At 44.9% G+C, this 25,626-nt stretch carries 19 protein-coding genes; 6 read left to right on the forward strand and 13 right to left on the reverse strand.

Going from position 1 to position 25,626, the window contains the following annotated elements; genetic code table 11:
* Positions 1-141: 141 nt before the first annotated feature.
* From emrD to speA, 3 genes are all read right to left on the reverse strand, one after another.
* Positions 142-1,347: a multidrug efflux MFS transporter EmrD gene (emrD, locus tag R7Q48_RS00140; protein ID WP_005374234.1), complete on the reverse strand. Its 1,206-nt coding sequence runs from the start codon at positions 1,345-1,347 to the stop codon at positions 142-144.
* A gap of 409 nt (positions 1,348-1,756) precedes the next feature.
* Positions 1,757-2,677, reverse strand: coding sequence for an agmatinase (gene speB, locus R7Q48_RS00145; protein WP_005374233.1), 921 nt, complete (start codon positions 2,675-2,677; stop codon positions 1,757-1,759).
* Between the two features lies 1 nt (position 2,678).
* Entirely contained in the window at positions 2,679-4,589 is a 1,911-nt protein-coding gene (gene speA / locus R7Q48_RS00150) for an arginine decarboxylase (RefSeq protein ID WP_031778854.1), read from the reverse strand.
* A gap of 323 nt (positions 4,590-4,912) precedes the next feature.
* Here speA and R7Q48_RS00155 point away from each other — a divergent pair, with 323 nt between their 5' ends.
* Complete coding sequence (locus R7Q48_RS00155) at positions 4,913-5,638, forward strand: MBL fold metallo-hydrolase (RefSeq protein ID WP_044129549.1); 726 nt, start codon at positions 4,913-4,915, stop codon at positions 5,636-5,638.
* A gap of 66 nt (positions 5,639-5,704) precedes the next feature.
* On the opposite strand, the gene R7Q48_RS00160 is transcribed toward R7Q48_RS00155, so the two are convergent.
* From R7Q48_RS00160 to R7Q48_RS00170, 3 genes are all read right to left on the reverse strand, one after another.
* Positions 5,705-6,133: an ATP-dependent zinc protease gene (locus tag R7Q48_RS00160; RefSeq protein ID WP_005374226.1), complete on the reverse strand. Its 429-nt coding sequence runs from the start codon at positions 6,131-6,133 to the stop codon at positions 5,705-5,707.
* 65 nt (positions 6,134-6,198) lie between these two features.
* The gene (gene rimK / locus R7Q48_RS00165) at positions 6,199-7,104 is read right to left on the reverse strand and encodes a 30S ribosomal protein S6--L-glutamate ligase (RefSeq protein WP_005374224.1); all 906 of its coding nucleotides are present in this window, start codon (positions 7,102-7,104) and stop codon (positions 6,199-6,201) included.
* 329 nt (positions 7,105-7,433) lie between these two features.
* The gene (locus tag R7Q48_RS00170) at positions 7,434-8,048 is read right to left on the reverse strand and encodes a TetR/AcrR family transcriptional regulator (RefSeq protein ID WP_256903381.1); all 615 of its coding nucleotides are present in this window, start codon (positions 8,046-8,048) and stop codon (positions 7,434-7,436) included.
* A 155-nt stretch (positions 8,049-8,203) separates the two neighbouring features.
* On the opposite strand from R7Q48_RS00170, the gene R7Q48_RS00175 reads away from it, so the two are divergent.
* Entirely contained in the window at positions 8,204-9,217 is a 1,014-nt protein-coding gene (locus R7Q48_RS00175) for an MBL fold metallo-hydrolase (protein WP_031780877.1), read from the forward strand.
* 82 nt (positions 9,218-9,299) lie between these two features.
* Positions 9,300-9,644 (forward strand): DUF5329 family protein, encoded by a 345-nt coding sequence (locus tag R7Q48_RS00180; protein ID WP_053307122.1) that lies wholly within the window; start codon positions 9,300-9,302, stop codon positions 9,642-9,644.
* Here the strand turns inward: R7Q48_RS00180 and R7Q48_RS00185 are convergent.
* Both R7Q48_RS00185 and R7Q48_RS00190 read right to left on the reverse strand, forming a co-directional pair.
* Positions 9,612-10,511, reverse strand: coding sequence for a LysR family transcriptional regulator (locus tag R7Q48_RS00185; RefSeq protein WP_017635526.1), 900 nt, complete (start codon positions 10,509-10,511; stop codon positions 9,612-9,614). The genes R7Q48_RS00180 and R7Q48_RS00185 overlap by 33 nt on opposite strands.
* A 1,331-nt stretch (positions 10,512-11,842) precedes the next feature.
* Complete coding sequence (locus R7Q48_RS00190) at positions 11,843-12,181, reverse strand: YggL family protein (protein ID WP_005374208.1); 339 nt, start codon at positions 12,179-12,181, stop codon at positions 11,843-11,845.
* Positions 12,182-12,447: 266 nt separating this feature from the next.
* On the opposite strand from R7Q48_RS00190, the gene R7Q48_RS00195 reads away from it, so the two are divergent.
* Entirely contained in the window at positions 12,448-14,484 is a 2,037-nt protein-coding gene (locus R7Q48_RS00195; protein ID WP_213901379.1) for a PhoX family protein, read from the forward strand.
* A 99-nt stretch (positions 14,485-14,583) separates the two neighbouring features.
* Here R7Q48_RS00195 and R7Q48_RS00200 read toward each other — a convergent pair whose 3' ends face one another.
* The 3 genes from R7Q48_RS00200 to R7Q48_RS00210 form a co-directional block, all read right to left on the reverse strand.
* The gene (locus R7Q48_RS00200) at positions 14,584-15,975 is read right to left on the reverse strand and encodes a glycoside hydrolase family 1 protein (RefSeq protein ID WP_005384182.1); all 1,392 of its coding nucleotides are present in this window, start codon (positions 15,973-15,975) and stop codon (positions 14,584-14,586) included.
* Between the two features lie 191 nt (positions 15,976-16,166).
* Positions 16,167-17,294 (reverse strand): conjugal transfer protein TraF, encoded by a 1,128-nt coding sequence (locus R7Q48_RS00205; RefSeq protein WP_256903378.1) that lies wholly within the window; start codon positions 17,292-17,294, stop codon positions 16,167-16,169.
* Between the two features lie 213 nt (positions 17,295-17,507).
* Positions 17,508-19,580, reverse strand: a complete 2,073-nt coding sequence (locus tag R7Q48_RS00210) for a sensor histidine kinase (RefSeq protein ID WP_318132089.1) — start codon at positions 19,578-19,580, stop codon at positions 17,508-17,510.
* A gap of 178 nt (positions 19,581-19,758) precedes the next feature.
* Between R7Q48_RS00210 and R7Q48_RS00215 the strand changes: the two genes are divergently transcribed.
* Positions 19,759-21,108, forward strand: coding sequence for a sigma-54-dependent transcriptional regulator (locus R7Q48_RS00215; protein ID WP_238844188.1), 1,350 nt, complete (start codon positions 19,759-19,761; stop codon positions 21,106-21,108).
* Between the two features lie 43 nt (positions 21,109-21,151).
* On the opposite strand, the gene R7Q48_RS00220 is transcribed toward R7Q48_RS00215, so the two are convergent.
* Positions 21,152-22,360: a GGDEF domain-containing protein gene (locus R7Q48_RS00220; RefSeq protein WP_154204156.1), complete on the reverse strand. Its 1,209-nt coding sequence runs from the start codon at positions 22,358-22,360 to the stop codon at positions 21,152-21,154.
* Positions 22,361-22,463: 103 nt separating this feature from the next.
* A complete protein-coding gene (gene brnQ, locus R7Q48_RS00225) occupies positions 22,464-23,774 on the reverse strand; it encodes a branched-chain amino acid transport system II carrier protein (RefSeq protein ID WP_318132090.1) in 1,311 nt (436 codons plus the stop codon).
* Between the two features lie 836 nt (positions 23,775-24,610).
* Here brnQ and R7Q48_RS00230 point away from each other — a divergent pair.
* Positions 24,611-25,621, forward strand: a complete 1,011-nt coding sequence (locus R7Q48_RS00230; RefSeq protein WP_017635521.1) for a TAXI family TRAP transporter solute-binding subunit — start codon at positions 24,611-24,613, stop codon at positions 25,619-25,621.
* Positions 25,622-25,626 lie beyond the last annotated feature (5 nt).

Consider the following 25,626-nt stretch of genomic DNA (forward strand, 5'->3'; position numbering starts at 1 on the left):
TGTAAGCAGCTGTTATTTTTAACAAATATCAATTCGAAAGTTAAATCACTCTCATCGGGAAATCGATATAGTGTGATATGAAAAAAGGGACACACTTGTTGAGTGTGTCCCTTTTGGATTTTGAAAGTAAGCTGATAATGATCAGATAACTTGCGGTACTTCGTTTGAGTGATTGTGTGCTCGATTCACCCACATTAACCCAAGCATTGCAATTACCGACATTGCCATCATCAAAATGCCCAAAGGCATCTGGTTATGCGCTGGAAATAGTGACGCGAGCAAAGTTGCTACACCTGCCCCCAAGTTTTGCATGCCACCCAATGTCGCGCCTGCTGTTCCTGCATGGTATGGGAATGGCGCAATCGCTCCAGTTGTTGCTGCTGGGAAGAGAATACCTGCACCCAAAAAGTACACGGTTGCGCCTCCAACCAGCGTTAATGCTGTGGTTAAACCAAACAAGCCTGGGATGAGCACAATAGCAGAGCCCACAAAAATAGAGACCAAGCCTACATTTAGAGCACGACGCTCAGAGCGACGTCTTGCTATATAGCTAGATAAGCCTGCGCCCACCAAGTAACCTGGGATCGGCAATATAAACAGCAAACTTACCGTTGTTGCTGGTAATTCTAATACCCCACCTAACAACACCCCAGCCGCCGCTTCGAATACACCCACACCAGCGAATGTTGCAACCAGGCAAATCAAAAAGCCTTGAAAGCGACGGTCAGACAAAACGTGTTTGTAGCTTTTGGCTACTGGTTCGAATTTGCGTTTCTCTTTTGGTAGCGTCTCCATCATGCTTGTCATCATGGTGATCACAACCGCGATAGCAAATAGCGCTAAGAACAAGTAGCTTGACCGCCATCCGAAAGCTTCTGTTAGGTAGCCGCCTAATACTGGTGCCATTAATGGTGAGAAAATCACACACATGCTAATTAAGCTGTTTGCTCTGTGTAGATCAGAGCCTTCAAAGCAATCGCGAGTCAGAGTGCGTGACATCGCACCGCCGCAACCAATACCTAAGCCTTGGATAAAGCTACCAATCAAGAACCATTCAAATTGATGTGCAAATAATGCTACCAGTGTACCCGCGATGTAGATAAGCAGCCCGACGATGATGATCGGTTTGCGTCCCAAGCGGTCCGATAGTGTGCCATACGCAAATTGCGACAAGCCATATGGGATCAGGTAACAAGCCATCACAGCTTGAAGTGATGACGCAGATACCAAAAACTCGCCCGCCATATGACCGATTGAAGGCACGTACATTGTCTGGGTCATTTGACCCACGGCAGTCAATATAGCGATTAAAAAGGTAAGTTTCGCTAATGGAAACGAAGCAGACATTTGCGTATCTCTCCAAAAAGTTTAAGACGTAAAAACCCTTAGCGCTCTTTTACAGAGTGCCAACTGACTTCTTGTGTTGCGGGGATATTTGCGCGAGATAATAGTGCTTGCTTGTATAATTAGCAATCGAAAAGTGTGAAGTCGAGCAAGATAAAAATCTATGATTTAAATTAGAAAAACTAATCCGATTTTGTTTTCAAAAAGCGGTGCATTTCTTTGTCTATTTACGTTAAATCTTTTGCTTTTCGTGAATAGTATGAGCCTTATAGGTAACTGTTTTTAATGGTTAAAGTGCAAAAATAAAGCGTCTGCTCGGTTGATCTGAGTTCAAGATGAAACGAGTGAATAAAAGGTAGAGGAAGGCATCAGAAAGAAAAGGGAGCCGAAGCTCCCTTAGAAATGATTATGTCTATTCGCGCTCAGATGCGTATGCGTAAAGCATTTCTAGTGCGATGGTTGCTCCCGCTAGTGCGGTAACATCACTGTGGTCGTATGGAGGCGATACTTCGACAACATCCATACCCACGATATTCATGCCGGCTAAACCACGAATAATTTTCAGCGCTTTGTCTGAGTTCAAGCCACCACAAACTGGTGTACCAGTTCCCGGTGCGAAGGCCGGGTCTAAGCAGTCGATGTCAAAAGTGACATATACTGGCTTGTCTGCGACGGTGCGACGAATTTCTTCTAGGATCTCGTTCACCGACATGTCATTCGCTTGCATCGCATTAATCACATTGAAGCCGTGATCTTGCTGTTTGTACTCCGTACGAATGCCAATTTGTATTGAGTTCTTTGCTGAGATCAAACCTTCTTTCGGCGCATGGTAGAACATCGTACCGTGGTCGTATGAACTGCCATTTGCATAGGTGTCCGTATGAGCATCAAAGTGAATCAACGCCATTTGGCCATGATGCTTCGCATAGGCACGTAGGATAGGTAGCGTGATGAAGTGGTCACCGCCCAATCCCAACATGGTTTTACCACTTTTTAGAATTTCACTGGTTGCCGCTTCAAGGCGGTAAGTAAAATCTTCCGCATCACCGCAATCGAACACGAGATCACCTGCGTCGATCACTTTCAGTTTATCCAATACGTTGAAGCTCCACGGGAACTTCTTACCTTCCCATGCCAAGTTGACTGAGGCACGGCGAATTGCATCTGGACCCATACGCGCACCTGGACGCCCAGATGTTGCCATGTCCAGAGGGACTCCCAACACCACAACGTCTGCGTCTGCCGATACCGGGTTACGAATGTACGGCAGACGTAAAAACGACATAGAGTTGGAGTAAAGCGAATAATCAGTTTTAGTAAACAAATCATTCATATCAGAAGTCCTCTAAATAGGTGTATCCTGCTAGACCTTGTTCTAGTTCTGCTAGGATTTGTGCTTGTTCATTGGCTTCAACTCGCTGTGAAACCAATTGTTTATAATTGTCACGAATCGCATCCACGTCGATATGAACGTAGCGCATCATGTCTTCTACACTATCACCTTCGTTGATGTAACTGATCTCAAATTGACCGTGTTCATCAACATTGACTACAGCACTGTGGGTATCACCAAATAGGTTGTGCATGTCACCAAGGATTTCTTGGTATGCGCCTACTAGGAAAAAGCCCATTAAGTACGGTTTGTCTTTGCTCCAAGCTGGTACAGGTAGCGTGCTCTCGATGCCTTGACCATCAACGTAGTGATCGATCGCGCCATCAGAGTCACATGTGATGTCCAACATCACTGCACGACGCTCTTCCGCCTCGCCCAGACCAGAAAGTGGCAGAACAGGGAACACCTGATCAATACCCCAAGCATCTGGTAGAGATTGGAAGAGAGAGAAGTTCACGAAGAACTTATCCGCAAGACGTTCGCTCAACTCGTCCAGAATCGGACGGTGGAAGCGATTCTTAGTGCTCATCTTGCGGCTTAATTCGAAGTAAATGCGCAGTGACAATTGTTCTGCCCACGCACGTTGTTCCAAGTTAAGCACGCCTGTAGCAAATTGAGAGTGCACTTCTGCCAAATCACTTTGGGTATCATTGTAAATCTCAATTAACGCACGAGCGTCTGTACCATCTTGTAAGTTTTCCCAGTTTCGCCACATGTTTTGTAGCAACAGCGGAGCGTCCTCATCAAGCTCATGTACTTCTTCCGGTAGGTACGACTCGGTACCAATTACGTTAGAAATCAATACAGCGTGGTGCGCTGTTAGCGAGCGACCCGATTCCGAAATGATCACTGGCATTGGTTGTTCGTATTGCAGACACACATCGCCCACTGTGTTCACGATATTACGTGCGTATTCTGCAAGGCCGTAGTTCATCGAATTCGATGATTGGCTGCGTGTGCCGTCATAATCCACTGCCAAGCCGCCGCCCACATCGAAGTACTCGATGTTTGCACCGAGTGCGCGTAGTTCGCAGTAGAAACGTGCAGACTCGTTCACACCATTGCGTACATCACGGATGTTTGCCATCTGTGAACCAAGGTGGAAGTGAACCAGTTGCATCGCGTCTAGGTTGCCTTCGCGTTTAAGACGTTCAATAACGCTAAGCACTTGCGATGCTGATAAACCAAACTTCGATTTTTCACCGCCACTTGCTTGCCATTTCCCTGCGCCTTGAGAGGCGAGGCGAATGCGTAAACCAAGGCGCGGTTTTACGCCCAAACTTTTCGCTTCTTCTAGTACCAGATCCAGCTCAGAAAGCTTCTCTAATACGATGAATACCTTGTGACCCAGCTTTTCACCGATCAGTGCAAGACGCACATACTCACGGTCTTTGTAGCCATTACACACGATCACGGAGCTACCTTGTTGAGCCAATGCAAGTACCGCCAATAATTCTGGCTTGCTACCCGCTTCAAGACCAAGCTGCTTGGTTTCTAGTTGAGCTTGGCTCGCTAGAATTTCATCCACCACTTCACGTTGTTGGTTTACTTTAATTGGGTACACCAACAAGTATTTGTTTGGATATTGGTATTCTTCAATTGCTTGGTTGAATGCGTGGCAAATACCATGCACACGTTGGTGCACGATTTGCGGGAAGCGTACTAATACAGGCAGATTTAACTGCTTCGCTTCTAGCTCATTTACAATAGCGCTGAAAGGGATTTGATGTGCACGATCACTACGTGGTGATACATATACTTCGCCTTGGTCATCAATGCCGTAGAAACCTTGGCTCCAGTAGTGAACGTTGTAGTCCGCGCGGATGCGGTCTAATTTAGTTGCTTTTTCCAACTCGATTCTCACAAAAATGTACTTAACTCCTTAATTAATTAGAAGGAAAAGTACAAAAAAGCAAATCATGAGGTATTTACCTCATACCCTGACACGAACTCCGTGTGCGCGCATTAACGGATAAAAGGGCCCTTGAGTCTAATGATTAAAATCTATCATCTCGATTATGATTTGTTGTCGTCGCTACGTGTGAATATTTGTTTACCGAAGCGTCCATTCTGCTGTTATAGTTGGTCTGACCAGTAAGGATTCGGTCATGAAGCATCTCACTAAAATAAGGACATATTTTGCAGCTGCACAGAATTCAGGGGTACATTCAGACCATGTATCTCGCCGAATATCCCGATAAATTATTGTTGCTTGATGGTGCCAGTCGAGCAGACATCCCTCATCTTAAAGACTTTATTGAACATCAACTCCATCGTCCTTTTTCTGACCTAAAGTTGGTTGTTGTGACCCACATGCATCCAGACCATGCTGGTGGTGCGCACAAACTACGTGATTTAACAGGATGCAAGCTATTGGCCGCAAAGCGAGAGAACCAGTGGTATAGCGGTGTAGACGGTTGGCTAATGCATTTGACCGATTTGATGTTAGCACGCTGGATGGCGAATCGGATGCGTAAACCAAAGCAAAACCTGTGGTATTCCCGCAAGCTAAAGCCAGATATTGAACTTATTGATGGACAGTTTATTCCTGGATTTGATGATTGGCAGGTGCTAGAAACGCTAGGGCATACCGACCGAGATCTGTCGGTTTATCATTCTGAACAAGATGTGTTGTATGTGGCGGATTTAATGGTGCAGGTGAAAAAGCATCTGATTGCGCCGTTTCCCATATTTCATCCGAATCAATATCGGCAATCATTAAAGCGTGTGTTTGAGATGAATCCGCAATGTTTGCTTTTGGCACATGGGGGAGAGGTGACTTTGGATGAAAAAGCGTATCAGCACATTTTGAATACAGCGCCGACTAAGCCAATGACGCACTGGCGAGTGACAAAAGTTAAAGCGAAGGGATTGTTGTTTGCGTTATTTCGTAGGAAGTAGGCGAGGATAAAGCCAGACGAGTGATGCTCAACAAAAACGTTCGATCACTCATCTGAAGCTACGGGGTTAAGATGCCAATAAGTGAGATTGGCTAGGATCAACGAGCACTTTGTCTGCCATGCCCTGACGACCTAACAACATCATGTAAGTCATTTTTTCACGGTTAGTCAACGTAATGTCGATTGGCCATTGTTGGTCGCCCATACGCAGTATCGTTGTGATCACGCAGCGGTGCTCAAAAGTACCGTTAGAAGATTTAACCTTACGGTTTGCTTTTAGTTTCGCTGTGCAGCGAACCACTTGTTCTAAATGGTATACATCTGGGTGTAGATCGAATGCAACATAAGACTGACCATCTTTTTCAAAGCAATCAATATTGTCTACATGTAATGAAGAGGTTTGAGCGCCTGTATCAATACGCGCTTCAAGGTGAGTAATCCCTAACTCTGGCAAGCAAATAGCTTCGGCATTCCCAATGATCATTTTCTGATTCATAGTGTCATCCTAGCGACGAGTAACAAGAGAGCCGGTTTTTGGCTCTCTTGTGCGTTAAACAAAAATCAACCTTTACCGCGAGTACGGTTTGAATTTGGCTTAGCGTTTTTCTCGATAAAATCGAAGATCATACCTGCAATGTTTTTACCCGTTGCTAGTTCGATGCCTTCTAGACCAGGGGAAGAGTTCACTTCCATTACCACTGGGCCATTTTTAGATTGAAGGATATCCACACCACAAAGGTTCAAGCCCATCACTTTCGCTGCATTTACAGCGGTCGCACGCTCTTCTTTGCTCAAACGCACGAGTTGTGCAGAGCCACCACGGTGAAGGTTAGAACGGAACTCGCCTTCTTTTGCTTGGCGCTTCATTGCGGCAATCACCTTATTTCCGACAACAAAACAACGGATGTCCGCGCCTTTTGCTTCTTCGATAAATTCTTGCACCATGATGTTAGCTTTCAAACCCATGAAAGCTTCAATCACGCTTTCTGCCGCTTTATTTGTTTCAGCAAGTACAACACCAATGCCTTGAGTGCCTTCTAGCAATTTAATTACTAGAGGTGCGCCACCAACGTTTTTGATCACGTCCTGAATGTTGTCAGGATGGTGAGCAAAGCCAGTGCGTGGCAAACCGATGCCTTTACGTGATAGCAGTTGCAATGAGCGCAACTTGTCACGAGAGCGGCTGATCGCGACAGATTCGTTGACACAAAATGTACCCATCATTTCAAACTGACGTACAACAGCAGTGCCGTAAAACGTAATAGATGCCCCAATACGTGGAATAACAGCATCGTATTGCGGTAATTCTTCACCCTTGTAGCGGATCTTAGGGTTGTTGCTCGTAATGTCCATATAACAGTGAAGCGTGTCGATCACATCGATTTGATGCCCACGTTCTTCACCCGCCTGTTTTAGGCGCATGGTTGAATATAAATTCTCATTACGAGAGAGAATAGCAATACGCATGGCAATTCCTTAGTAAGTCAGTACCAAATTAAAATATAAGTATAGAGCATAGAATGCAGTAGGCAGGTGATCATGTTATGACATAACCTACTTACTTCAACGATTTAGAATTGTGGTTGAACAACCACGTCGTCAGAGGTGCGCACCTTAGGGCGTTTTTTTGTGAGATGAAAACGAAAAAGCATCGTCGACACGACAAAAATATTTTATCGAACGCTCACGCCTTGCGGTATGAGACTGTCAAGGGTGAGATAAATAAAATTGAGCAAAAATTTCATCGCTTTGTCACGAATTATCGCTTAAAAAAGCGGCCAATTTGACCGCTGTTTTTAGCTGTTTTGATAGTGACTTAAAAAAAGTTCCGCCGTTTGGGTAGCTAACAGCCTAGATTCTTCATTCGACAAAGAGGGGCGAATTCCCATTAACTGCGGCCAGAATGCACTGCCTTTAAGTAAGTTGTGCAATTGAGTGCTTGCTATATGTACATCATCAATTTGCAAAGCGCCACTGTTCGATTTCTCCGTAAGCCAGCGGTACAGGGCGGTTTCCTGTTTCGACATTTGTTCTGCTTGTTCTTTGAGATCTTCTGGCTTAAATAAGAAGTGCCCAAATGCCACTTTTGCCAGCTCAATATAGTTTGGTTCCGTCACCACAATGATCTCGCTGTAGAGTAATTCAATCAATTGATCTTTGAGTGGCAGAGTGGCCAAGCGTTTAATATCGCTTTCCATCATTGACGAACGCCAAAGCTCAGTCAGCAACTCCGTCACGATCGCTTCCTTAGAAGGGAAGTGATTATAGACCGTGCGCTTAGAGACTTGTGCGATTGCAGAGAGCTTATCCATGCTGGTGTTTTGCACCCCAAACTCTTGGAACGCTTGCCTTGCCGCGCACAAGATGGCTTCTCTTTTGGTTTCGCTACGACTTTTTCTTTTTATATTCATAAGCTTGCTAAGTTAAGAAGATCATTTCTTGATCTATTTTACACTAAGTAGTTTACTTTTGATAATTAGAATGTAAACTGCACCGTGTAGTTTACTTTTGTTCGGGTTAACTTTTTATGAAAAAAACTTTGCTAGCCACAGTAGGAGCGTTCGCGATGGGTACATCAATGATTTCTTGTTCTAATGTTGATACTGAAAAAGCGCCAACATACCCGGACAAATTTGCAAATACAGAGTTGGAATACAAAAGCGGTTTGGGCGACATGTTCGAAATCATGAAAGCGTATTTTACGACTGAGCGCCTTAACCCAACACCAACGATTGAAATTCCAGTGCATGCGATCACAGCGCGGCAACTGTTAGAAGAGCAAGATGACGTCATCTATCGTCTGGGTCACTCAAGCGTATTAATGAAGCTCGATGGAAAACTGGTGATGACCGACCCTGTATTCAGTGATCGCGCGTCTCCTGTACAATGGGCAGGGCCAAAACGCTTTCACCAAACCCCCATCACGATAGAAGATTTGCCAACTATCGATGTGGTGGTGATCAGTCATGACCATTACGATCACCTAGATAAAGCTTCTATTAAAGTGCTAGGCGACAAGGTGGGCACTTTCTTGGTACCGTTAAAAGTTGGCCAATTACTGGTGAATTGGGGTGTGCCGAAGGAGAAAGTGATCGAGCTAGATTGGTGGGAGTCACATTCTGTCGACGGTATTGAATATACATTGACTCCGACTCAGCATTTCTCCGGTCGAGGTTTGACAGACCGCGATACGACACTGTGGGGCAGTTGGGTTATTAATGCACAACAACACAAAGTGTTCTTCAGTGGTGACTCTGGTTACTTCAATGGCTTTAAAGAGATTGGTGAAAAGTACGGTCCGTTTGACTTCACTATGATCGAAACCGGCGCATACAATGAACTTTGGTCAGACATTCACATGTTCCCAGAGCAAAGCGTTCAAGCACACATTGATGTGCAGGGCAAAGTGATGATGCCAATTCACAACAGTACGTTTGATTTATCGATGCATGATTGGAATGAGCCGATGCAACGCGCGTTAGATATCAGTGAAGAGCGCGGTGTAACGTTAGTGAGCCCTGAGATTGGTCAACGCTTGGCGATTGCGGAGCCTCAGCCTGCGAAGGCATGGTGGCAATAATGGCTGAGCTAAAAAGCCAAACATCAGAATAGTTAAGTCACTTATTAGTAGTTACTTGGTCAGGGATAAGGATAAAGGTGCGATGAAAGCAAAGTGGACGTTGTTACTTACATTAAGCATTCTGCCTACCTTTGCACTAGCAGGAGTAGAGCAAGATATCTTGACGTTGATAACACGAGTTGAGCAATCCTCTTGCACCTTTATCCGCAACGGCAAGTCGTACACTAATCAAGAAGCAGCAGAACACATGCGCAATAAATGGGATTACGCCAAAGATGACGTTGATTCCGTGGATGTGTTTATAAAAGAAGTTGCGTCGAAAAGTTGGTTATCTGGCAAACCATATTGGGTGGATTGCCAAGAGGAACGCATTACCAGCGAAGAGTGGCTAACATCATTGATGCGCACCACCGATCACATCCAATAACACTTCTTTGATGGTCTGATAGCGCAGAGGTAGAGCACGACTGCGCTTACGAACCAGAAATAGCTCTTCACATACAGTGTTTTTCAGTTGAGCAATGTATAACGTGTCTTTTAGTGGAAAATTGTCGACCGCACTTTGAGGCAGCACGGTGAAGCCAAGTCCTTTGCTGACAGGCAGCAAAATTTGGCTCAATTGATTTACGTAGCCGGATAATGGTAAATCGCTCATCTTAATTTCTTGGAGCTGTGGTTCTTCACATTGGTCAAAAAACAGCGTCATGTAATGCTCGGCATCAGGGTGGCTAATGACACCACAGTCATGCAAGAGTTGTGGCGTTATCTGCTTATTTTGATAATGCTTTGGCAGAACCAAGCACAACCTCTCTTTACCAATTCGCTCACTGTGAAACAGACCTTTGTTGGGAACATCAGTCACGATACCAATATCGATGTGCCCTTGCGTTATGGCGTTGAGAATAGATTGATTTGGCGCGGCTTCTAAATGTAACGATAAGCTCGGGTGCTGTTTTTGCTTCTCCAAAATGGGCCCATACAACATTAACGCCATTGCACCAGAACAAGCCAGTTTACAATGGCCTGAAAACGCATCATCAAAACTGAGCTCTTCGAGCAGCTTCTTTTCTCTATCTTCTAACTCGAGCGCATATGCGTAGACAATCCTGCCTTGCTCGGTTAATTCGAAGCTTTTGTTTTCGCGCTTGATCAAGGCATGCTGACAACTTTGCTCTAATTTTTTGATGTGTTGGCTGACGCCAGGCTGAGTCATAAAAAGTTTTTCTGCCGTTTGCGTAAAATGACCGACTTCAATCAATGTCTTAAATGTATGTAACCAAACAGGATTAAGCATAGTGTGTGATTTTCTGAGAGCTTTGTTGGGAGACGTAAAGAAAATGATAGCACGGTGTTTTATGAAAACAGAGAAGACTTAAACGATAAAGATGAATCGCTATCAATACATTACAGACAAAATAAAACCCCGCCTGGTTTCCCAGACGGGGCTTATTCTTTTTCGCAGCAATCCAGCTACTAATAGGTGCTCCCTGCATCTATCCTTGATTGTGGCTAAGTCCTTTAACCGAGTTCCTTGTTCATCGCCTTCCTAGCGGTGTCCATTCTTGCCTATCATCCTGACGGGCGAACTCTATCCTAGAGCTTAACTACATCCTTGCTGACAACTCATCCTAAGCTATCAAATCTTCATCCTGAAGATACCCAATCCTTTAGGCTTTTTTCCTGTTCCCGCCAACATCCTGTCGACAAATTGAGTATTGATGTTTTGCTGATTTGACTCAATTAACTTTTCTAAATTATTTTTACTTATTATTTTAAGTGAATTTAAATATTACTTTTAAATCATATATTTAATGTTTTTTCTGGCATTGCTCTTAGAGGTGATTAATCTATTTGCTTACAACTCTTGTAAGAGATCTCGCACAAGTTTGGTGGTGAATGTATTAATGTGCGCTTTTTGTTCCGAGTTCTGTGGATTGAACTGGATCACAATGCGTTAAAAGGGAGACGATAAAGATGAAAGTGAATTGATCTTGAGTAGAGATTTGTTTGAAAAGAAATAAAAATTCTTGCGGTTTTTATAAACAGTATGGTAAATCTGAAATGCCCACCTTGTTAATCCTTATTAAGATTCAATGACAGTATAAGTAGGGAACTTGATTGCCATTTTTCTGTCATATCTGGTGAGTAAGTTAACCGTGTCAGATAGATAATATGCCGTTTGCCAGTAAAAACAGGCTGCAAGAAACCGGTAATTATCATTATGTTGTGAAATTGGTCACGGTTAAATGATTGATTCCCTTATAGATTGAAGGGGATACGACCTTAGACAATAAGCTCCATGAGGAGCGTTACTTATATAAGATGAGGGACTTTACTATGAAAAAGACTAGAAGAGCTCAGCTACATCGTGTGCGTATTCAATACTGGAAAGACACGAAAGACGCCCCAGCTAAAAAATCATAGTTAATTATACCTAAAGGCACGAGCTGGCTGTGGAACGCAGTTTCCCGTTGATTGCCAGCTCAAAAACGCCACAATCACTCCGCGCAACTTCCCAAGCACCCTATTTTTAATATCGCATTCTTCCAAAAATAAAAAAGCCAGTCTTAAGACCAGCTTTCTCTACCATTTACTGAGCTCTGCGTATTACAGGTTGCCCTTTAGTTACAGGTAGTTGGCGTCAACTAGTTCGCCCGCTTGCGCGCTTTTCACTTCTGGGCGTGCTTCTAACCATTTGATAACTTGCGCTTTCTGTTCTTCAGTCGCACTGCCGTAACGGTCAGTAGAACATAGGAAGCCTTCAAACAGTTCTAGACCACCGCCACCGAAGCAAAGACCAAGCTCGTCAATGTAGTCGATAAAGTCATCAACGAATGCATCGTAACGGTCGAAGTCGTTAATGTCTGTTTCACAGCTGATCTCGAAACCTAGGATTGCGAACTCACCTAAGAACAGCTTTTTACGGATACGACGGCTCTTGTTATCGATCTTGTCTAATTTCATGATTATCTCTCGTAGATGATTTGATTTCGTACACCTTATACCTTCTATCACACTTTAGCCCAAGTAAAATCAGAATGAAGCGATACAGTTGGTGATTATGTGACCAGAATTTAATTGCTTCGTTAGCTGTGTTGGTTGGTTCGCAGTATTGTTGAAACACAAGTTTCATATGTTTTAAGCACTTTTGTCATTTTTCTTATCCAAACTTCTTGCCGTTCAACTAATCACTTATTTATTAATTAAACTATAAGATCGGGAAAGTAAAAATGAGCAAGGAAACCTTTGACGCGAAGCGTTATAACCAAAGTGAAAACAAACCATTTGAAGAAGTATTAGAAGCGAGCCTATCTCGACGCAGCATTCTGAAAGGTGGTTTAGGTATCAGTGCGATGACAGCGTTTGGTGCTTTCGGATTGGCTGGTTGTAACTCGTCTGACTCAGGGAGTACAGTAAGCAGTGGTTCGGGCGCATCTAAAGCCGTTCTTAACTTTGAATCTATCCCTGGCTCACTCACTGACGCAGTTTCAATTCCACAAGGTTACACCGCACAAGTACTAGTACCTTGGGGAACACCACTTAATGCACAAGGCAGCGCATGGCAAAATGATGGTACCAACACCAGTACCGATCAGTTAAATGCGCTAGGCATGCACCATGACGGCATGCATTTTTTCCCATTGAACGATAGCACTACAGATGGCTTGCTATGTATTAACCACGAGTACATCGACACATCAGCACTGCATCCAAACGGTCCGACGGTTGAAAATGGCGTACGTACCATTGTAGATGAAGTGCGCAAAGAGATTAACGCGCACGGTGTATCAGTGGTTCGCATTCAACTGGAAGATAACATGTGGAAGTTGGTTGATACCGACCCACTAAACCGTCGTTATACTGGTGCGACAGTCATGGATTTGTCTGGCCCGGTAGCCCACACATCTTTAACTGTCACTCGTTTCTCGCCAGATGGCAGCCAAGCGCGTGGTACGTTAAACAACTGTGGCAACGGCTACACGCCGTGGGGCACGTACTTAACGTGTGAAGAGAACTGGCCAGGTTACTTTGTTAATGCCGGGACTCGTACAGAAGAGCAAGATCGCATTGGTGTCGATGATCAAAGTACACGCTACTTGTGGGAGACATTAGCAGGAAATGCAGAAGAGCGTCTTGATGAGTTCTCTCGCTTTAATGTGGCTCCAACAGGAGCAAGTGCGATGGATGATTACCGTAATGAAGCCAATGGTCACGGTTACATTGTCGAGATTGACCCTTACACGCAAAACTCACGTGCGAAGAAACGTACTGCGCTAGGTCGTTTCCGTCACGAGGGCTGTACTTTCGGTAAGCTTGAAGAAGGCAAACCAGTGGTATTTTATTCTGGCCACGATTCTCGCTTTGAATACCTATACAAATTTGAATCTGCGGCAGCGTGGGATCCAGCAGATGCTAACCCTGATAATCGCTTGGCGATGGGTGACAAGTACATGGACGAAGGCACACTGTATGTGGCGCGCTTCAATGAAGACAGCACAGGTACTTGGTTACCATTAACGCTTGATAGCGTAACAACCGCTGGTGGTACGTTAGCGGATCACTTTAACTCACTGGCTGAAATTATCATCAATACTGCTGGCGCGGCGGATTTAGTTGGGGCAACACCAATGGATCGACCAGAGTGGTGTACGGTTGATCCATTCACGGGTTCAGTATATTTAACATTGACGAACAATACGCGCCGTACAGATGAAACCAATCCTGCGAATCCACGTTTGAATAATAAGTTTGGTCATGTTATTCGTTGGGATGAAGGAGCTTCAGCAACTGACTTTACTTGGGATATCTTTGTGTTTGGTTCGCCAGCAAATGGTGATGCAGATACCAACCGTTCTGGCTTGAATGAGCTAAACCAGTTTGCGAGCCCAGACGGATTAGCGTTTGATGGCCGTGGTATTTTGTGGATTCAGACTGATAACGGCGCAGATGAAGTCACGTCTTACACCAATGATCAAATGTTGGCTGTTGTTCCATCTAAGCTAACAGATGAGAATGGTGATCAAGCTGTGATTGGTGCGGATAATCAAGCTGAATTGAAACGCTTCTTTGTCGGACCAAATGGTTGTGAAGTAACAGGCTTTACCATCAGCCCTGATTACAAATCATTGTTTGTGAATATTCAGCACCCAGGTAACTGGCCATACAGTGAAGATGCAGCCGAAGAAACGCCTGCTGGTGTTTCTGTGCGCCCACGAGCGGCGACAGTGGTTATTCGCCGTGAAGACGGTGGAGAGATTGCAGTTTAATCTCTAAATGAATAAACACCTTAAAATTCAAGCCCTGCAATTGCAGGGCTTGATGGTTTAGGCGAATGCCTAGTTGCACTTTATACCTAGACAACAGGCTTAGCTTTTCAATGAACCGCCTGAAGTACGAATCACGTCTTGATACCAGAAAAAGCTTTTCTTACGTTTACGTTCTAGCGTTCCTTGCCCATCATCATGACGATCGACATAGATAAAGCCGTAACGTTTGCTCATCTCAGCGGTTGAATTCGCGACCAAATCGATTGGCCCCCAGCTGGTAAAGCCCATCAACTCAACGCCATCCAGAATCGCTTCGTGTGCTTGCACAAGGTGGTCGTTCAAGTAAGCGATGCGGTAATCATCTTGAATCTCACCGTTTTCATCGATTTCATCACGTGCACCTAAGCCGTTTTCTACGACAAACAGTGGTTTTTGGTAGCGATCGTGAAGGAAGTTCAGCAGAATGCGCAGGCCTTTTGGATCGATCAACCAACCCCACTGGCTCTTTTCAAGGTATGGGTTTGGTACGCTATCGACAATGTTACCCACTTCCTTCTGTTTCGGATCCGCACTTGCACAGCCACTTGCGTAGTAGCTGAATGAGATGAAATCGACACTTGCCGATGCAATTTCTTCTAAGTCGCCTGCTTCCATCTGAATTTCGATGCCGTTTTCACGGAAGTAACGCTTCATGTAGCCAGGGTACTGACCACGTGTTTGTACATCACCGAAGAACAACCACTTGTTGTTTTCATGCATTGCAGCAAGCACGTCATCAGGGTTACAGGTGTATGGGTAGTTGATTGCGCCAAGCAGCATGTTACCAATTTTGCCGTTAGGTACGATTTGCTGACACAGTTTTACCGCTTTTGCGTTTGCGACTAGCTGGTGGTGAATCGCTTGGTAAATCTCTTGTTCACTGGCGCCTTCTTGCAAACCAACACCAGTAAATGGTGCGTGTAGAGACATATTGATTTCGTTGAAGGTTAACCACAGCTTCACTTTGTCTTTGTAGCGTTCCAGCACTGTGCGAGCATAACGTTCGAAGAATTCGATGACGCGACGATCGCCCCAACCGCCATAGTTTTCAACCAGTGCGTAAGGCATTTCGTAGTGAGATAAGGTCACGAAAGGTTGGATGTTGTGCTCGGCAAGTTCGTCAAAAATTTTATCGTAGAACGCCAAACCTTCTTCGTTAGGTTCTAGTTCGTCCCCGTTCGGGAAGATGCGGCTCCATGCCAAAGAGAGACGCAGACAGTTAAAGCCCATCTCTTTAAATAGCGCAATGTCTTCTGGGTAGCGATTGTAGAAGTCGATCGCCACGTCTTTGATACCCGGTGTACGTTCTTCACGGGTTTGATGCGGACTCAAAATACCGTTTGGCAGCATGTCTGATGTCGATAACCCTTTACCCCCAAGGTTGTACGCCCCTTCTACTTGGTTTGCAGCAATGGCACCGCCCCAAAGAAAATGTTCAGGAAACTTAATCATGCTTCTCACTCTTTATATTTAGGAAATGTTTGTGGATTTATTGCTTGAGAATAGTGTAGGAGACACCTCGATACTTGTATCGAGATCGTATTTTTATCAGTTCATCACCAAACGTCAGTAATGATAAACATTGATATATAGGATGGTTGTTAACAATGCCAACCTAAGTGAATTTAGATTGGCATTCATATTCAAAACGTAAATGCTAAATTCGCCGCCGCGCCAAACTGGTTATCGCCAGCGTAAGAGCCAGCGAGGTCTAAACTGATCACATCAAAAGGACTGATGCCAATGCCACCTGTCACTGAGTTATCGAGATTATTTTCTAGGTCAATTTCATAACCAGCGCGAAGTTGTGCCCACCCCCAAGCATTCCCCTCGATACCGACACGAATAAACTGAGTGTCATCGTCGAGCTCTTTAAAGCGCTTTTGTTTGGTGAGATCGGCGTCTAAGCTCAGAGCTACATAGTTCCCGACATAACCGATGCCAACTGTCGCTTGTGGTGTGAGTTCGTAGGTATAGTTGCCCAGTTTTGTTTCAATATCTTGCTCGAAGACGTCATTTAATGAAAGGCCTGCTCTAAATGCGTTGTGATACCAAGCGACCCCAAGATCCATATTGAAAGTATTCTTTGATACTTCACTTTTGTCGTAATCCTCGATATCAAAGTCGTCTAGTGTTGTACGTTGTGTGTAGGTTTTAAGTTGTTGGTATTTTGGTGTAATACCAAATGCGAATTGTTGTTCGCCTATAGTGTAAGCACGAGATAGAGCAATACCATATTCCACATTACCGAAAGCAGCTAGGTTAACGGCAGAGTTGAGGTATCGATCTGCGGTGTTTGTTGAATCTGAGATATCGGGTGCAGCAAGTATCTCCACATAACCAGTGCTAAACAGGTTTACAGACATGTAGCGCGTCGGAATAGCAATTGCGAGGCTTAGCCCTCCGTTAATGACAACTGGGACGCTCTTATCCAACTGATCGAGGAGGCGATTAAGCTCGGCCTCGTTCGCTGGAGTAGGAATGCCCTGAATACTATCATAAAGGTCTTGGGCGTCATCTACGGCTGACAACGCTTCATCCTCGTCGTGGATATTGACCCCGACAGCCGGAATGAGCAGACCGATATCATCATTTTCTCGATAGAGGGCACCCAAGGCTGGGTTATGTAGGGGCGCGGTCAAATAGTCAGCAGAAACGACGCCTGTATTTCCCATACCATGACTTCGAGCGTCGGCAGCGTAAGGTGCAGAAAAAGCGTGAGGTGATAATATAAAAAGCGCTCCTGTTGCAGCTAAAGTTATTTTTCTCATAACGCATCCATTCTTACTTTTAAATAATTACTTATCATTAAATTAGACGGTGGGAGCTAAAACTGGTGTCAACCACCAAAAATTGTTCTGATGAATGGTATGTGGCGATTCATCAAGTTAAGCGTAGGTTAGGCAACTCGCTTTATAAAGTTGAACAGGATTTATATTGCTCTCTTATTGAGAGAAAAGGATTGAGAGATGGGAGAAGTTAGGTCAGCTTCGGTGAGGAGCGAGTTTAAATACTAAGATGAAGGACATTCCTTCAGTAGTGTTGAGCTGTGCGCTGACTTTCCCTTGCATATCACGCATATTGTTGGCTGTAATCGCTAAACCCAGCCCCAATCCTTCACCAATTTTCTTTGAGGTTTGGAAGGGTTCGAACATGGATTCAAGCATCTCATTCGACACGCCACAGCCATTGTCACTGACGATCAGTTCGACCTGATTAACAGTTGGATTGACGATCAAGTTGAGCTGCGGGTTGGTGGTGTTGTTCATTGCGTCTAGCGCATTCGAGACAAGATTACCGAGCACCTGAAGCAGTCGTTGTTCTTCACCCATGATGTTAGGTAAGTCATGAGGAACCCGAACACGCACATCCACCTTATCTAATTGGGATTGATAGACGCGCAAGGTCTCTTCGAGTGCGGAGGTAAGAGAAATTGCTTGTAGGCTTTCTGGTTTGTTATAGGCGAACGTCTTTAACTGGCTGGTCATGCTTGCCATGCGATCAATCAGCTTCTGCACCAATACGTTGTTGGCTTTCATCATCTCGGTTTCGCCACGTTCTGCTAACAGTTCATTTGTTGTGAGCAGGGTACGCAAGCCTGTCAGTGGCTGATTGAGCTCATGAGTAATCGCGCTCGACATGCGACCTAAGGCGGCCATTTTGCTCGATTCAATCAACTGGCTTTGCGCCTCTTTTAGTGCTTGAGTTCGCTCTTCTACTCGCTGCGCCAGTTCTTGGTTGACCTGTTGCAGTGATTGCTCGGCTTTTTTCCGCTTGCTGATGTCGATGATCGTCGCAAGGAAATACTGCTCGCCATGCCAAGGGAAACTGGTCAATGAGAACAAGACAGGGAAGACGCTACCGTCACTGCGTCTGGCAATGGTTTCGACCGTACTGATCTCTGCGAGCTCTTTATGTTTAGGTAAGTCCTTGAGCAACTTAAGTGTGGTGGAATTAGGATTGCCTGCATCGAATAACTCCCAAGCAAAAGCGTGTCGATTGACGCTTTCTGGTAAACAGAACAAACGTTTCGCCATTGGGTTGAGATCGAACAGTTGCCCTTGTTCATCAATCAATAGCAAACCAACGTGGGTTTTATTGATCATCTGTTTCAAGCGGCGTTGGGACTCTTCCAACAGGGCTTGAATTCGCTGTTGATTGATGTGCTTTTGGCGACGTTGTAGACCAATGATGACGAGTAATACAACCAACAAGAGCAGCGCCGCTACGCTCCAACCAATCACGTTTATGGTTTGCTGAATCGGCTTAGAAGGGGTGAGGTAGCTGACGTACCAATTCAAATCATCCAATTTTACGGTGTGCGCAAAATAGCGTTGCTGGTTGAGCGTCCACGCACTGATGTTGGTGTTGTCGTATAAGCGCTGCGTTTCTAACTGAACGGTGTTGCTCGGTTCGTTAAACCAGTCAGCGTTATAGAGCGAGCTGCTCGATAGGAAAAAGCGTTGCTGGCGATTTTGCAACGTAATGATGTCTTGGCTAGTAATGGTCTGTTCGGTTAATAAGCTAAGGTTGATTTGCACCACCACAATGCCAGCGATATTCAGACCATCGTAGATAGGGGCTGCAAGATAATACAACGGGCTCGAACCTTTGGTTTTGTTCACCAAGGAAACACCGCCGCCTTGATTGTGAATTTGTTCCACAATGGCTTTTCGGTCAGACAGGCTAAAGCGCTCTTCGATCAAACTTGAGACCAATACTTCGCCAGAGTTAGACAGGATTAGCCAACCTTCCGTATTGGCGGCTTTATCGAGTTGAGTCAGCTGGGTTTGCAACGGCTCGTAATAAGTCAGATTCCCTTTCACAAAAGCGATGGTTTCTGGGTTATTGGTGACGAGGTAAGGTAAGTGGTAGAAGCGTTTGAGTGCACGGCGAACTTCACCAATATAGTCGAGCAGCTTTTGCTGAGCTTCGGTTTGAGTTTGTACGCTTAACCACTGACGGGCAACTTCTCTACTGGCGCTATAACAAGACAACATCAGCACTACCGCAATTGCGACCACAAGCCATGTTTTGCCATTCCTTTTGCGCTGCATACTGACTCCATTCAGCTAATGCGTTCTCATCGACAGTCATTAAAGAGTGCGCCTAACTGGTTGGATGTTAAAGACTTGTAAGCAAGAAGTGAGATCTAGCTCCTTTTCTCCTCAGTGGTTTTTGCTACCGTTAATAAAGAGCGATTTCTTTCCCATCCCATAAAGCAGGCAGTAACTCATGGCTTTTGACGACATCCCTAAAATTGCACTTATCGAAGACGATGACATTGTTCGTCAGGCTACCAGCCAATGGCTGCAACTGGCGGGGTTTGATGTGACCGCATTCAGTTTAGGCGAAGAGGGCAAAGCGGCCATTCTTAGCCAAGAATTTGATGCGATTGTCAGTGATGTTCGCCTGCCAGACACCGATGGTTTGTCGATACTAGAAAGCCTGATTGCCAATCACATTCCAACGCCAGTTATCTTGATTACCGGACATGGTGATGTCGATATGGCAGTAGGCGCATTACAAAACGGTGCGTTCGATTTTATCGAGAAACCTTTCCAACCTGAGCGTTTATCTCAACGTGTGACCGAAGCCGTCGAGAGTTATCGCGCACAAACTTCTACCCAAGATCGCCAAGAGTACCTTTCTAGCGTTAGCGGCTTAGAAGAAGTGTTGATTGGGCGAAGCCGAGTGATGCAACAGCTTAGAGAACAAGTAGCCAAGTTAGCGCGCATTGATACCAACGTGATCATTTACGGTGAAACAGGTTGTGGTAAAGAGTTGGTGGCGACCAGTTTGCATAATGAAAGCCAACGCAGATTCTATCATTTTGTGCCAATCAACTGTGGCGCTATTCCTGAGAACCTGTTTGAAAGTGAGCTGTTTGGGCATGAAGCAGGGGCATTTACCGGAGCGGGTAAAAAGCGCATTGGTAAGTTGGAATACGCGGATAAAGGCACTTTATTCTTTGATGAAATCGAGAGTATGCCGCTGTCCATGCAGGTGAAAGTCTTGCGTTCATTACAGGAACATACGGTTGAGCGCGTTGGGGGTAACCAACAGATCTCGGTTGATTTAAGAGTGATCGCCGCCGCGAAAGAAGATCTCAATGATCATGACGAGTTTCGTCAGGATTTGTACTATCGTCTTAATGTGGCACAGATCTATTTGCCACCACTACGTGAGCGAGAAGAAGATGCGTTGATCTTGTTCGAACACTTTGCTCTGAAAAGTAATCCTGAGAGTCGTCCGCTGAGTGAAGCCGATAGAAAGGCCATTCTTGCTTACTCTTGGCCCGGTAACGTACGTGAGCTTAGGAATGTAGCGATGCGTTTTGCATTGGATGAAACCGTCTCCGTGATGGAAATTCTCTCCAGTCGACCATCCTCAACAACCGAAGAGACGCATGCGGGCGTGCCGTTGGCGATTCAGCTACATAACTTTGAACGTAAGGTGCTACATGATTCTTTAGTCAGGCATCATGGACGCATCAATGAGGTGATGCAGGAGTTGGATTTACCACGTCGAACCCTTAACCAAAAGATGCAGAAGTTTGGTTTGAATCGCTCCGACTATACTTAGTACGATTTCTAGCTAATGTAAAATCATTGGCATAACAAACATATTATGCGCTTTTGGCAGGAGCTGGGACAAACTTATAATTTAGGTCTTTACCTTCTCCAAACAAGGTAACGAGGTTCCTTCCTGTATGTTTAGAGCTATATAGCGCTTCGTCTGCTTCAGCAAGCGCCTCTTGAAGTGATTGCCCCTCAGATAACTGACTGATACCAAAGCTCATGGTCACTTCAGTTTTAAATGATTGCAAAGCGGTTTCAGTTTCGACCGCAAGGCGAATTTGCTCTGCGAAAATTTTGGCTTGCTGTGCTTTTTCGAGCAAAACAATCATGAACTCGTCACCACCAAATCGCACAATGCAGGCTGACTCAGGAAGATGCTTTTTAAAAATAGTGGAGATCGTTGCCATGACGGAGTCGCCAACCGTGTGACCATAGTGATCATTAATCGCTTTGAACTTGTCTACATCAGTCATAATAATGCTGATTGCTTGGCTTTTTTTATGTGCTTTACTAACCAAGTTTGGAACGATTTCTTCCATGGCTCGACGATTATATAGCCCTGTGAGTGCATCTAAATGAGAGAGATCATTAATGGATTGCACCAAGCGTCCGTTAATTAACCACAGCATACTAAAGCTCAAAGCAACGATCAGGCAGATGCTAAATAAGAAAGTCAGCTGATGGATAAGGCCTGCGACCATAAAGCTTGGTAACTCACCTGAAAAAGTACTCCAAAGCGCCCTAAATCCCATAAAAAAACTAAATCCAAAGAAAGAGTAAGCCATTGCTTTAACAGGAAGCTTTAAGTCCTTTTGGGTACCTTTAAGCATAGCGACACCACTAAAGAAGGTGACGATACAAATATACATGCTCAGATAAATAATACGGCTTTTGATAGAAGGATCATGGAAGGTGAAATAGTAAAATGAACCACTGAAAACAGGTGTTAACAAGGTGAGACAGTGAGCCAATTTTAAAGGGTATTGACGAAAAATGCTTACGCTATATAGCGTAAGCAAGAAGCCGACTAATATGAGAGTGTTGGCTATGACGATGGTCAGCCAGTCTGGCGCAGAGCCTCTAAAGCCAAGTAAAAAAGGGCCTAAACCAATAAACAGTAGTGATATCGAGAAGGTTTTTAAGCCTTTGACTCTACCCTGAGTGTATTGATAACAAAGCAGACTAATAGAGTAAATGCAAGAGAACAGAATAACGATAAAGTTCAGTGTTCTGATGTCTAGATACTGATTATCCATAGGCGACCCATATCAATCTTTCATTCAGGCAACTCCTTTGCCTGATATCAATAAGCGAGCTACATAGTAACGCACTTATTGAGCGATGTCTTATGTTAAACGGCTATTCATTCACCAGCTCGAATTGTTCGGTTTGGTTGGTTTTCGTCGTAAACAGCAGACCAACAATCATCATAAATACGCTAGGCACAATCCAGCTAGCAAAGTCATTGTACAGAGGCATGTAATTACCCATCCACTCATCAGTGGAACTTGGCATGTAACCTAGGATGTGCAGCGCATCAACACAACCAAACGTTAGAGCAGTGAACGCCGTCGCGACGACCATGATTTGCGACATCTTGTTGCGCACTGGTGCCATGATCATCAATGCAATCGCTACTGGGTGAAGCGCCACAACCGCTGGTAATGTGATAGCCAATAGTTGCTCTAGACCTACGTTGGCGATCAAACCAGCCAATACCATGGTCGTGATAACGCAGCCTTTGTAGTTCACTTTGCTGAAAGTGTTGTCGTAAAACTCACTGCCTGCTGTGGTTACGCCGATAGCAGTAGTCAAACACGCCAATACCATCACGGCACCTAGTAATAGTGAGCCAAATGCGCCGAAGTGGCTGAAGGTGAATGCCGTTAAAATGTCGCCACCATTGCTGAACTCAGAACCCAAGTATGAGCTTGTCGAACCAATATAAGCCAATGAGATGTAAACAAATGCCATGGCAACCGCGTACATTAAAGCAGCAATTAGTGTGTATTTTGCTGTGGCTTTCGGACAATCCACACCCATGCTGCGAATCGCGCGGAAGATGATCCAACCAAAACCGATAGAACCTAGCGCATCCATGGTCATGTAGCCTTGGGTCAAGCCTTCAGCAAATGCGCCAGATACGTATGGTCCCGTTGCGGCAGTTAGCTCGCCTGCAGGAGAAACCAAAGCCGTCACAGACATGATGATTAAGATCGCCATCAATGCAGGCGTTAAGATCTTGCCTAGGTTGTCGACCAACTTACGCGGATATAGGGCAAATAGAATGGTGATAGCACAGAAGGCAATAGTGAAAGGCACCAAAGCGGCATCACCAAACATTGGTGCAAAGCTAAATTGGTAAGCTACGGTAATCGCACGTGGGATCACGAACGCAGGACCAATCACAATAAATACCATCACCCAAAAACTGGTCGCCAAAGGTTTAGGTAGGGCGGCGGTTAGTTTGTCTGAACCGTTTACTATAGCCACCATCACCAGTGCCATTGCAGGCAGGCCTACGCCCGTTAAGAGGAAGCCAGACATCCCGCTCAGAAAGTTTTCACCTGCCTGGTAACCCAAAAATGGAGGGAAGATCAGGTTACCCGCGCCTAAGTACATGGCGAAAGTCATGAAGCCCAAAGCGGCGATATTGCGTGCGCTTAACATTGTTATTCCTCTTATGTTTCGCTTGGAAGAAACTGAAAGGAATGGGAGGAGTATGTGGTGTTCCCGTCAGCTTCTTCTCAAGCTGACAGAAAGTTTAGATATAGCCTGTCAGCTCTGAATCAGTTCCAGAGAGAGCAGGAGGATCGCAGCAGCAACGCCAGATGGGCGTTTTAAAGCGAATTGTAATTGCGCAGTTGCTGACATGGGTGATCCTTAAAGACGAAAAAATACCAAGGAATACGTTTGCCTTGGCGTGTTGTTACACTAACGAACATAGGGCCATTGGCACAACCCCGAAGTAGAAAATAAGTTGATACGGTCAATGTTTATTTCTGAACTGGTGGATCGAGCTGCTTTTTAAATTAAAAATTAGAATAAATGACTTTTCATTTTTGTAACATGGCTTTCTTTGCTGTATTTTTGTGCTATTTGTAGTCGTTTAGGCTATAAACCTCCGCTGATAAATTGAGCAGTTTAGAATGATGCGCTTTTTCTTCTTATTGTTAAGATGCTCATTAGTTGCAATTCAATCCAAAATTGCATCGGCAAAATATTGCTTATTAGTGAATTGTGCATTTATTTTGTCTTGATCACATTTTATTAACCTTTTGCGATCTAGGCGTGCAACCTTCTCCTCTTCAATGAGCAAGATCTTGCTCATTACTTTGCTATCAAATCAGCATGATTTTGCTCATTTTTGATGTCTTTCAGTACTTAGTTCAATAAATACAAAGGGTTAAAAGTTGGCATTTCAATTGCTCTAGGGAATTTGTTGTTAATAAAGGTTTAACATGATGTAAATCCCCAATCGTGAAACGACTACACGGAGAGTAATAATGAAAATGAATAAGCTGGTAAAAGCTTTGGCTGTCGCTGTGACTTCTTTTGGTATTGCTGCTAACGCTGCGGCAGAAGATCGTAGCTATATTCTTGCAACGGCATCGACAGGTGGTACTTACTACCCTGTGGGCGTAGCGTTGGCGACGTTAAGCAAAGTGAAGTTGGCACCAAAGCACCACTTCTCCCTTTCTGCAATCAGCTCTGCGGGCTCTGGTGAAAACGTCAAACTGCTGAACGAAAACGAAGCACAGTTCGCGATTCTACAAGGTCTTTACGGTGCATGGGCTTGGTCTGGCGAAGGTCCTTATGAGAAAAGCGGTCGCCAAGAGCAGCTGCGTTCAGTCTCTATGCTGTGGCAAAACGTTGAGCACTTTATTGTTCGCTCTGACTTAGCAAAAACTGGCACGGTGACTGACCTGAACAACCTAGATGGCAAGAAGTTCTCTATCGGTAAGAAGAACTCTGGTACTGAGAACTCGGGTCGCCAAATCATGAAAGGTCTGAAGGTCGACCCTGATAAATTCAATCTTGCTTACATGGGTTACGGCGGCAGTGCGAGCGCACTTCAAAACGGCACCATTGACGGCATGAACACGCCTGCGGGTGTACCTGTTGGTGCGGTCACTCAAGCTTTTGCTGCGTTGGGTAAAGACATTTCGATTCTTTCGTTTACTGACGAACAAATCAAAGAGGCGAACGGCAATTACAACCTATGGACGAAGTACGAGATCCCAGCGAACACGTACCCGGGTCTAGATAAGCCGATCACCACCATTGCACAGCCTAACTTCTTGGCAGTTCGTGAAGATATCTCGGAAGAAGACGTTTACCAGCTAACCAAAGCGATCTACGAGAACCTGCCTTTCCTACAAGGCATCCACAAAGCAACAAAAGCAATGGCGATTGAGAAAGCGATCGCTGGCTTGCCAGTGCCTCTTCACCCAGGTGCGGTGCGTTACTACAAAGAAATGGGCATCGAAATCCCATCAGACCTAATGGCGAAATAACGCCA

The sequence above is a fragment of the Vibrio sp. 378 genome (genome assembly GCF_033339435.1).

Excerpts from the sequence above, each read along its gene's own strand:
- emrD (WP_005374234.1), bottom strand. The coding sequence starts at position 1,347 with ATGTCTGCTTCGTTTCCATTAGCGAAACTTACCTTTTTAATCGCTATA.
- R7Q48_RS00195 (WP_213901379.1), top strand. The coding sequence starts at position 12,448 with ATGAGCAAGGAAACCTTTGACGCGAAGCGTTATAACCAAAGTGAAAAC.
- R7Q48_RS00180 (WP_053307122.1), top strand. The coding sequence starts at position 9,300 with ATGAAAGCAAAGTGGACGTTGTTACTTACATTAAGCATTCTGCCTACC.
- R7Q48_RS00200 (WP_005384182.1), bottom strand. The coding sequence starts at position 15,975 with ATGATTAAGTTTCCTGAACATTTTCTTTGGGGCGGTGCCATTGCTGCA.
- R7Q48_RS00210 (WP_318132089.1), bottom strand. The coding sequence starts at position 19,580 with ATGCAGCGCAAAAGGAATGGCAAAACATGGCTTGTGGTCGCAATTGCG.
- R7Q48_RS00185 (WP_017635526.1), bottom strand. The coding sequence starts at position 10,511 with ATGCTTAATCCTGTTTGGTTACATACATTTAAGACATTGATTGAAGTC.
- R7Q48_RS00230 (WP_017635521.1), top strand. The coding sequence starts at position 24,611 with ATGAAAATGAATAAGCTGGTAAAAGCTTTGGCTGTCGCTGTGACTTCT.
- speB (WP_005374233.1), bottom strand. The coding sequence starts at position 2,677 with ATGAATGATTTGTTTACTAAAACTGATTATTCGCTTTACTCCAACTCT.
- R7Q48_RS00175 (WP_031780877.1), top strand. The coding sequence starts at position 8,204 with ATGGGTACATCAATGATTTCTTGTTCTAATGTTGATACTGAAAAAGCG.
- R7Q48_RS00215 (WP_238844188.1), top strand. The coding sequence starts at position 19,759 with ATGGCTTTTGACGACATCCCTAAAATTGCACTTATCGAAGACGATGAC.
- R7Q48_RS00160 (WP_005374226.1), bottom strand. The coding sequence starts at position 6,133 with ATGAATCAGAAAATGATCATTGGGAATGCCGAAGCTATTTGCTTGCCA.
- brnQ (WP_318132090.1), bottom strand. The coding sequence starts at position 23,774 with ATGTTAAGCGCACGCAATATCGCCGCTTTGGGCTTCATGACTTTCGCC.
- R7Q48_RS00190 (WP_005374208.1), bottom strand. The coding sequence starts at position 12,181 with ATGAAATTAGACAAGATCGATAACAAGAGCCGTCGTATCCGTAAAAAG.
- R7Q48_RS00170 (WP_256903381.1), bottom strand. The coding sequence starts at position 8,048 with ATGAATATAAAAAGAAAAAGTCGTAGCGAAACCAAAAGAGAAGCCATC.
- R7Q48_RS00155 (WP_044129549.1), top strand. The coding sequence starts at position 4,913 with ATGTATCTCGCCGAATATCCCGATAAATTATTGTTGCTTGATGGTGCC.
- rimK (WP_005374224.1), bottom strand. The coding sequence starts at position 7,104 with ATGCGTATTGCTATTCTCTCTCGTAATGAGAATTTATATTCAACCATG.
- R7Q48_RS00220 (WP_154204156.1), bottom strand. The coding sequence starts at position 22,360 with ATGGATAATCAGTATCTAGACATCAGAACACTGAACTTTATCGTTATT.
- R7Q48_RS00205 (WP_256903378.1), bottom strand. The coding sequence starts at position 17,294 with ATGAGAAAAATAACTTTAGCTGCAACAGGAGCGCTTTTTATATTATCA.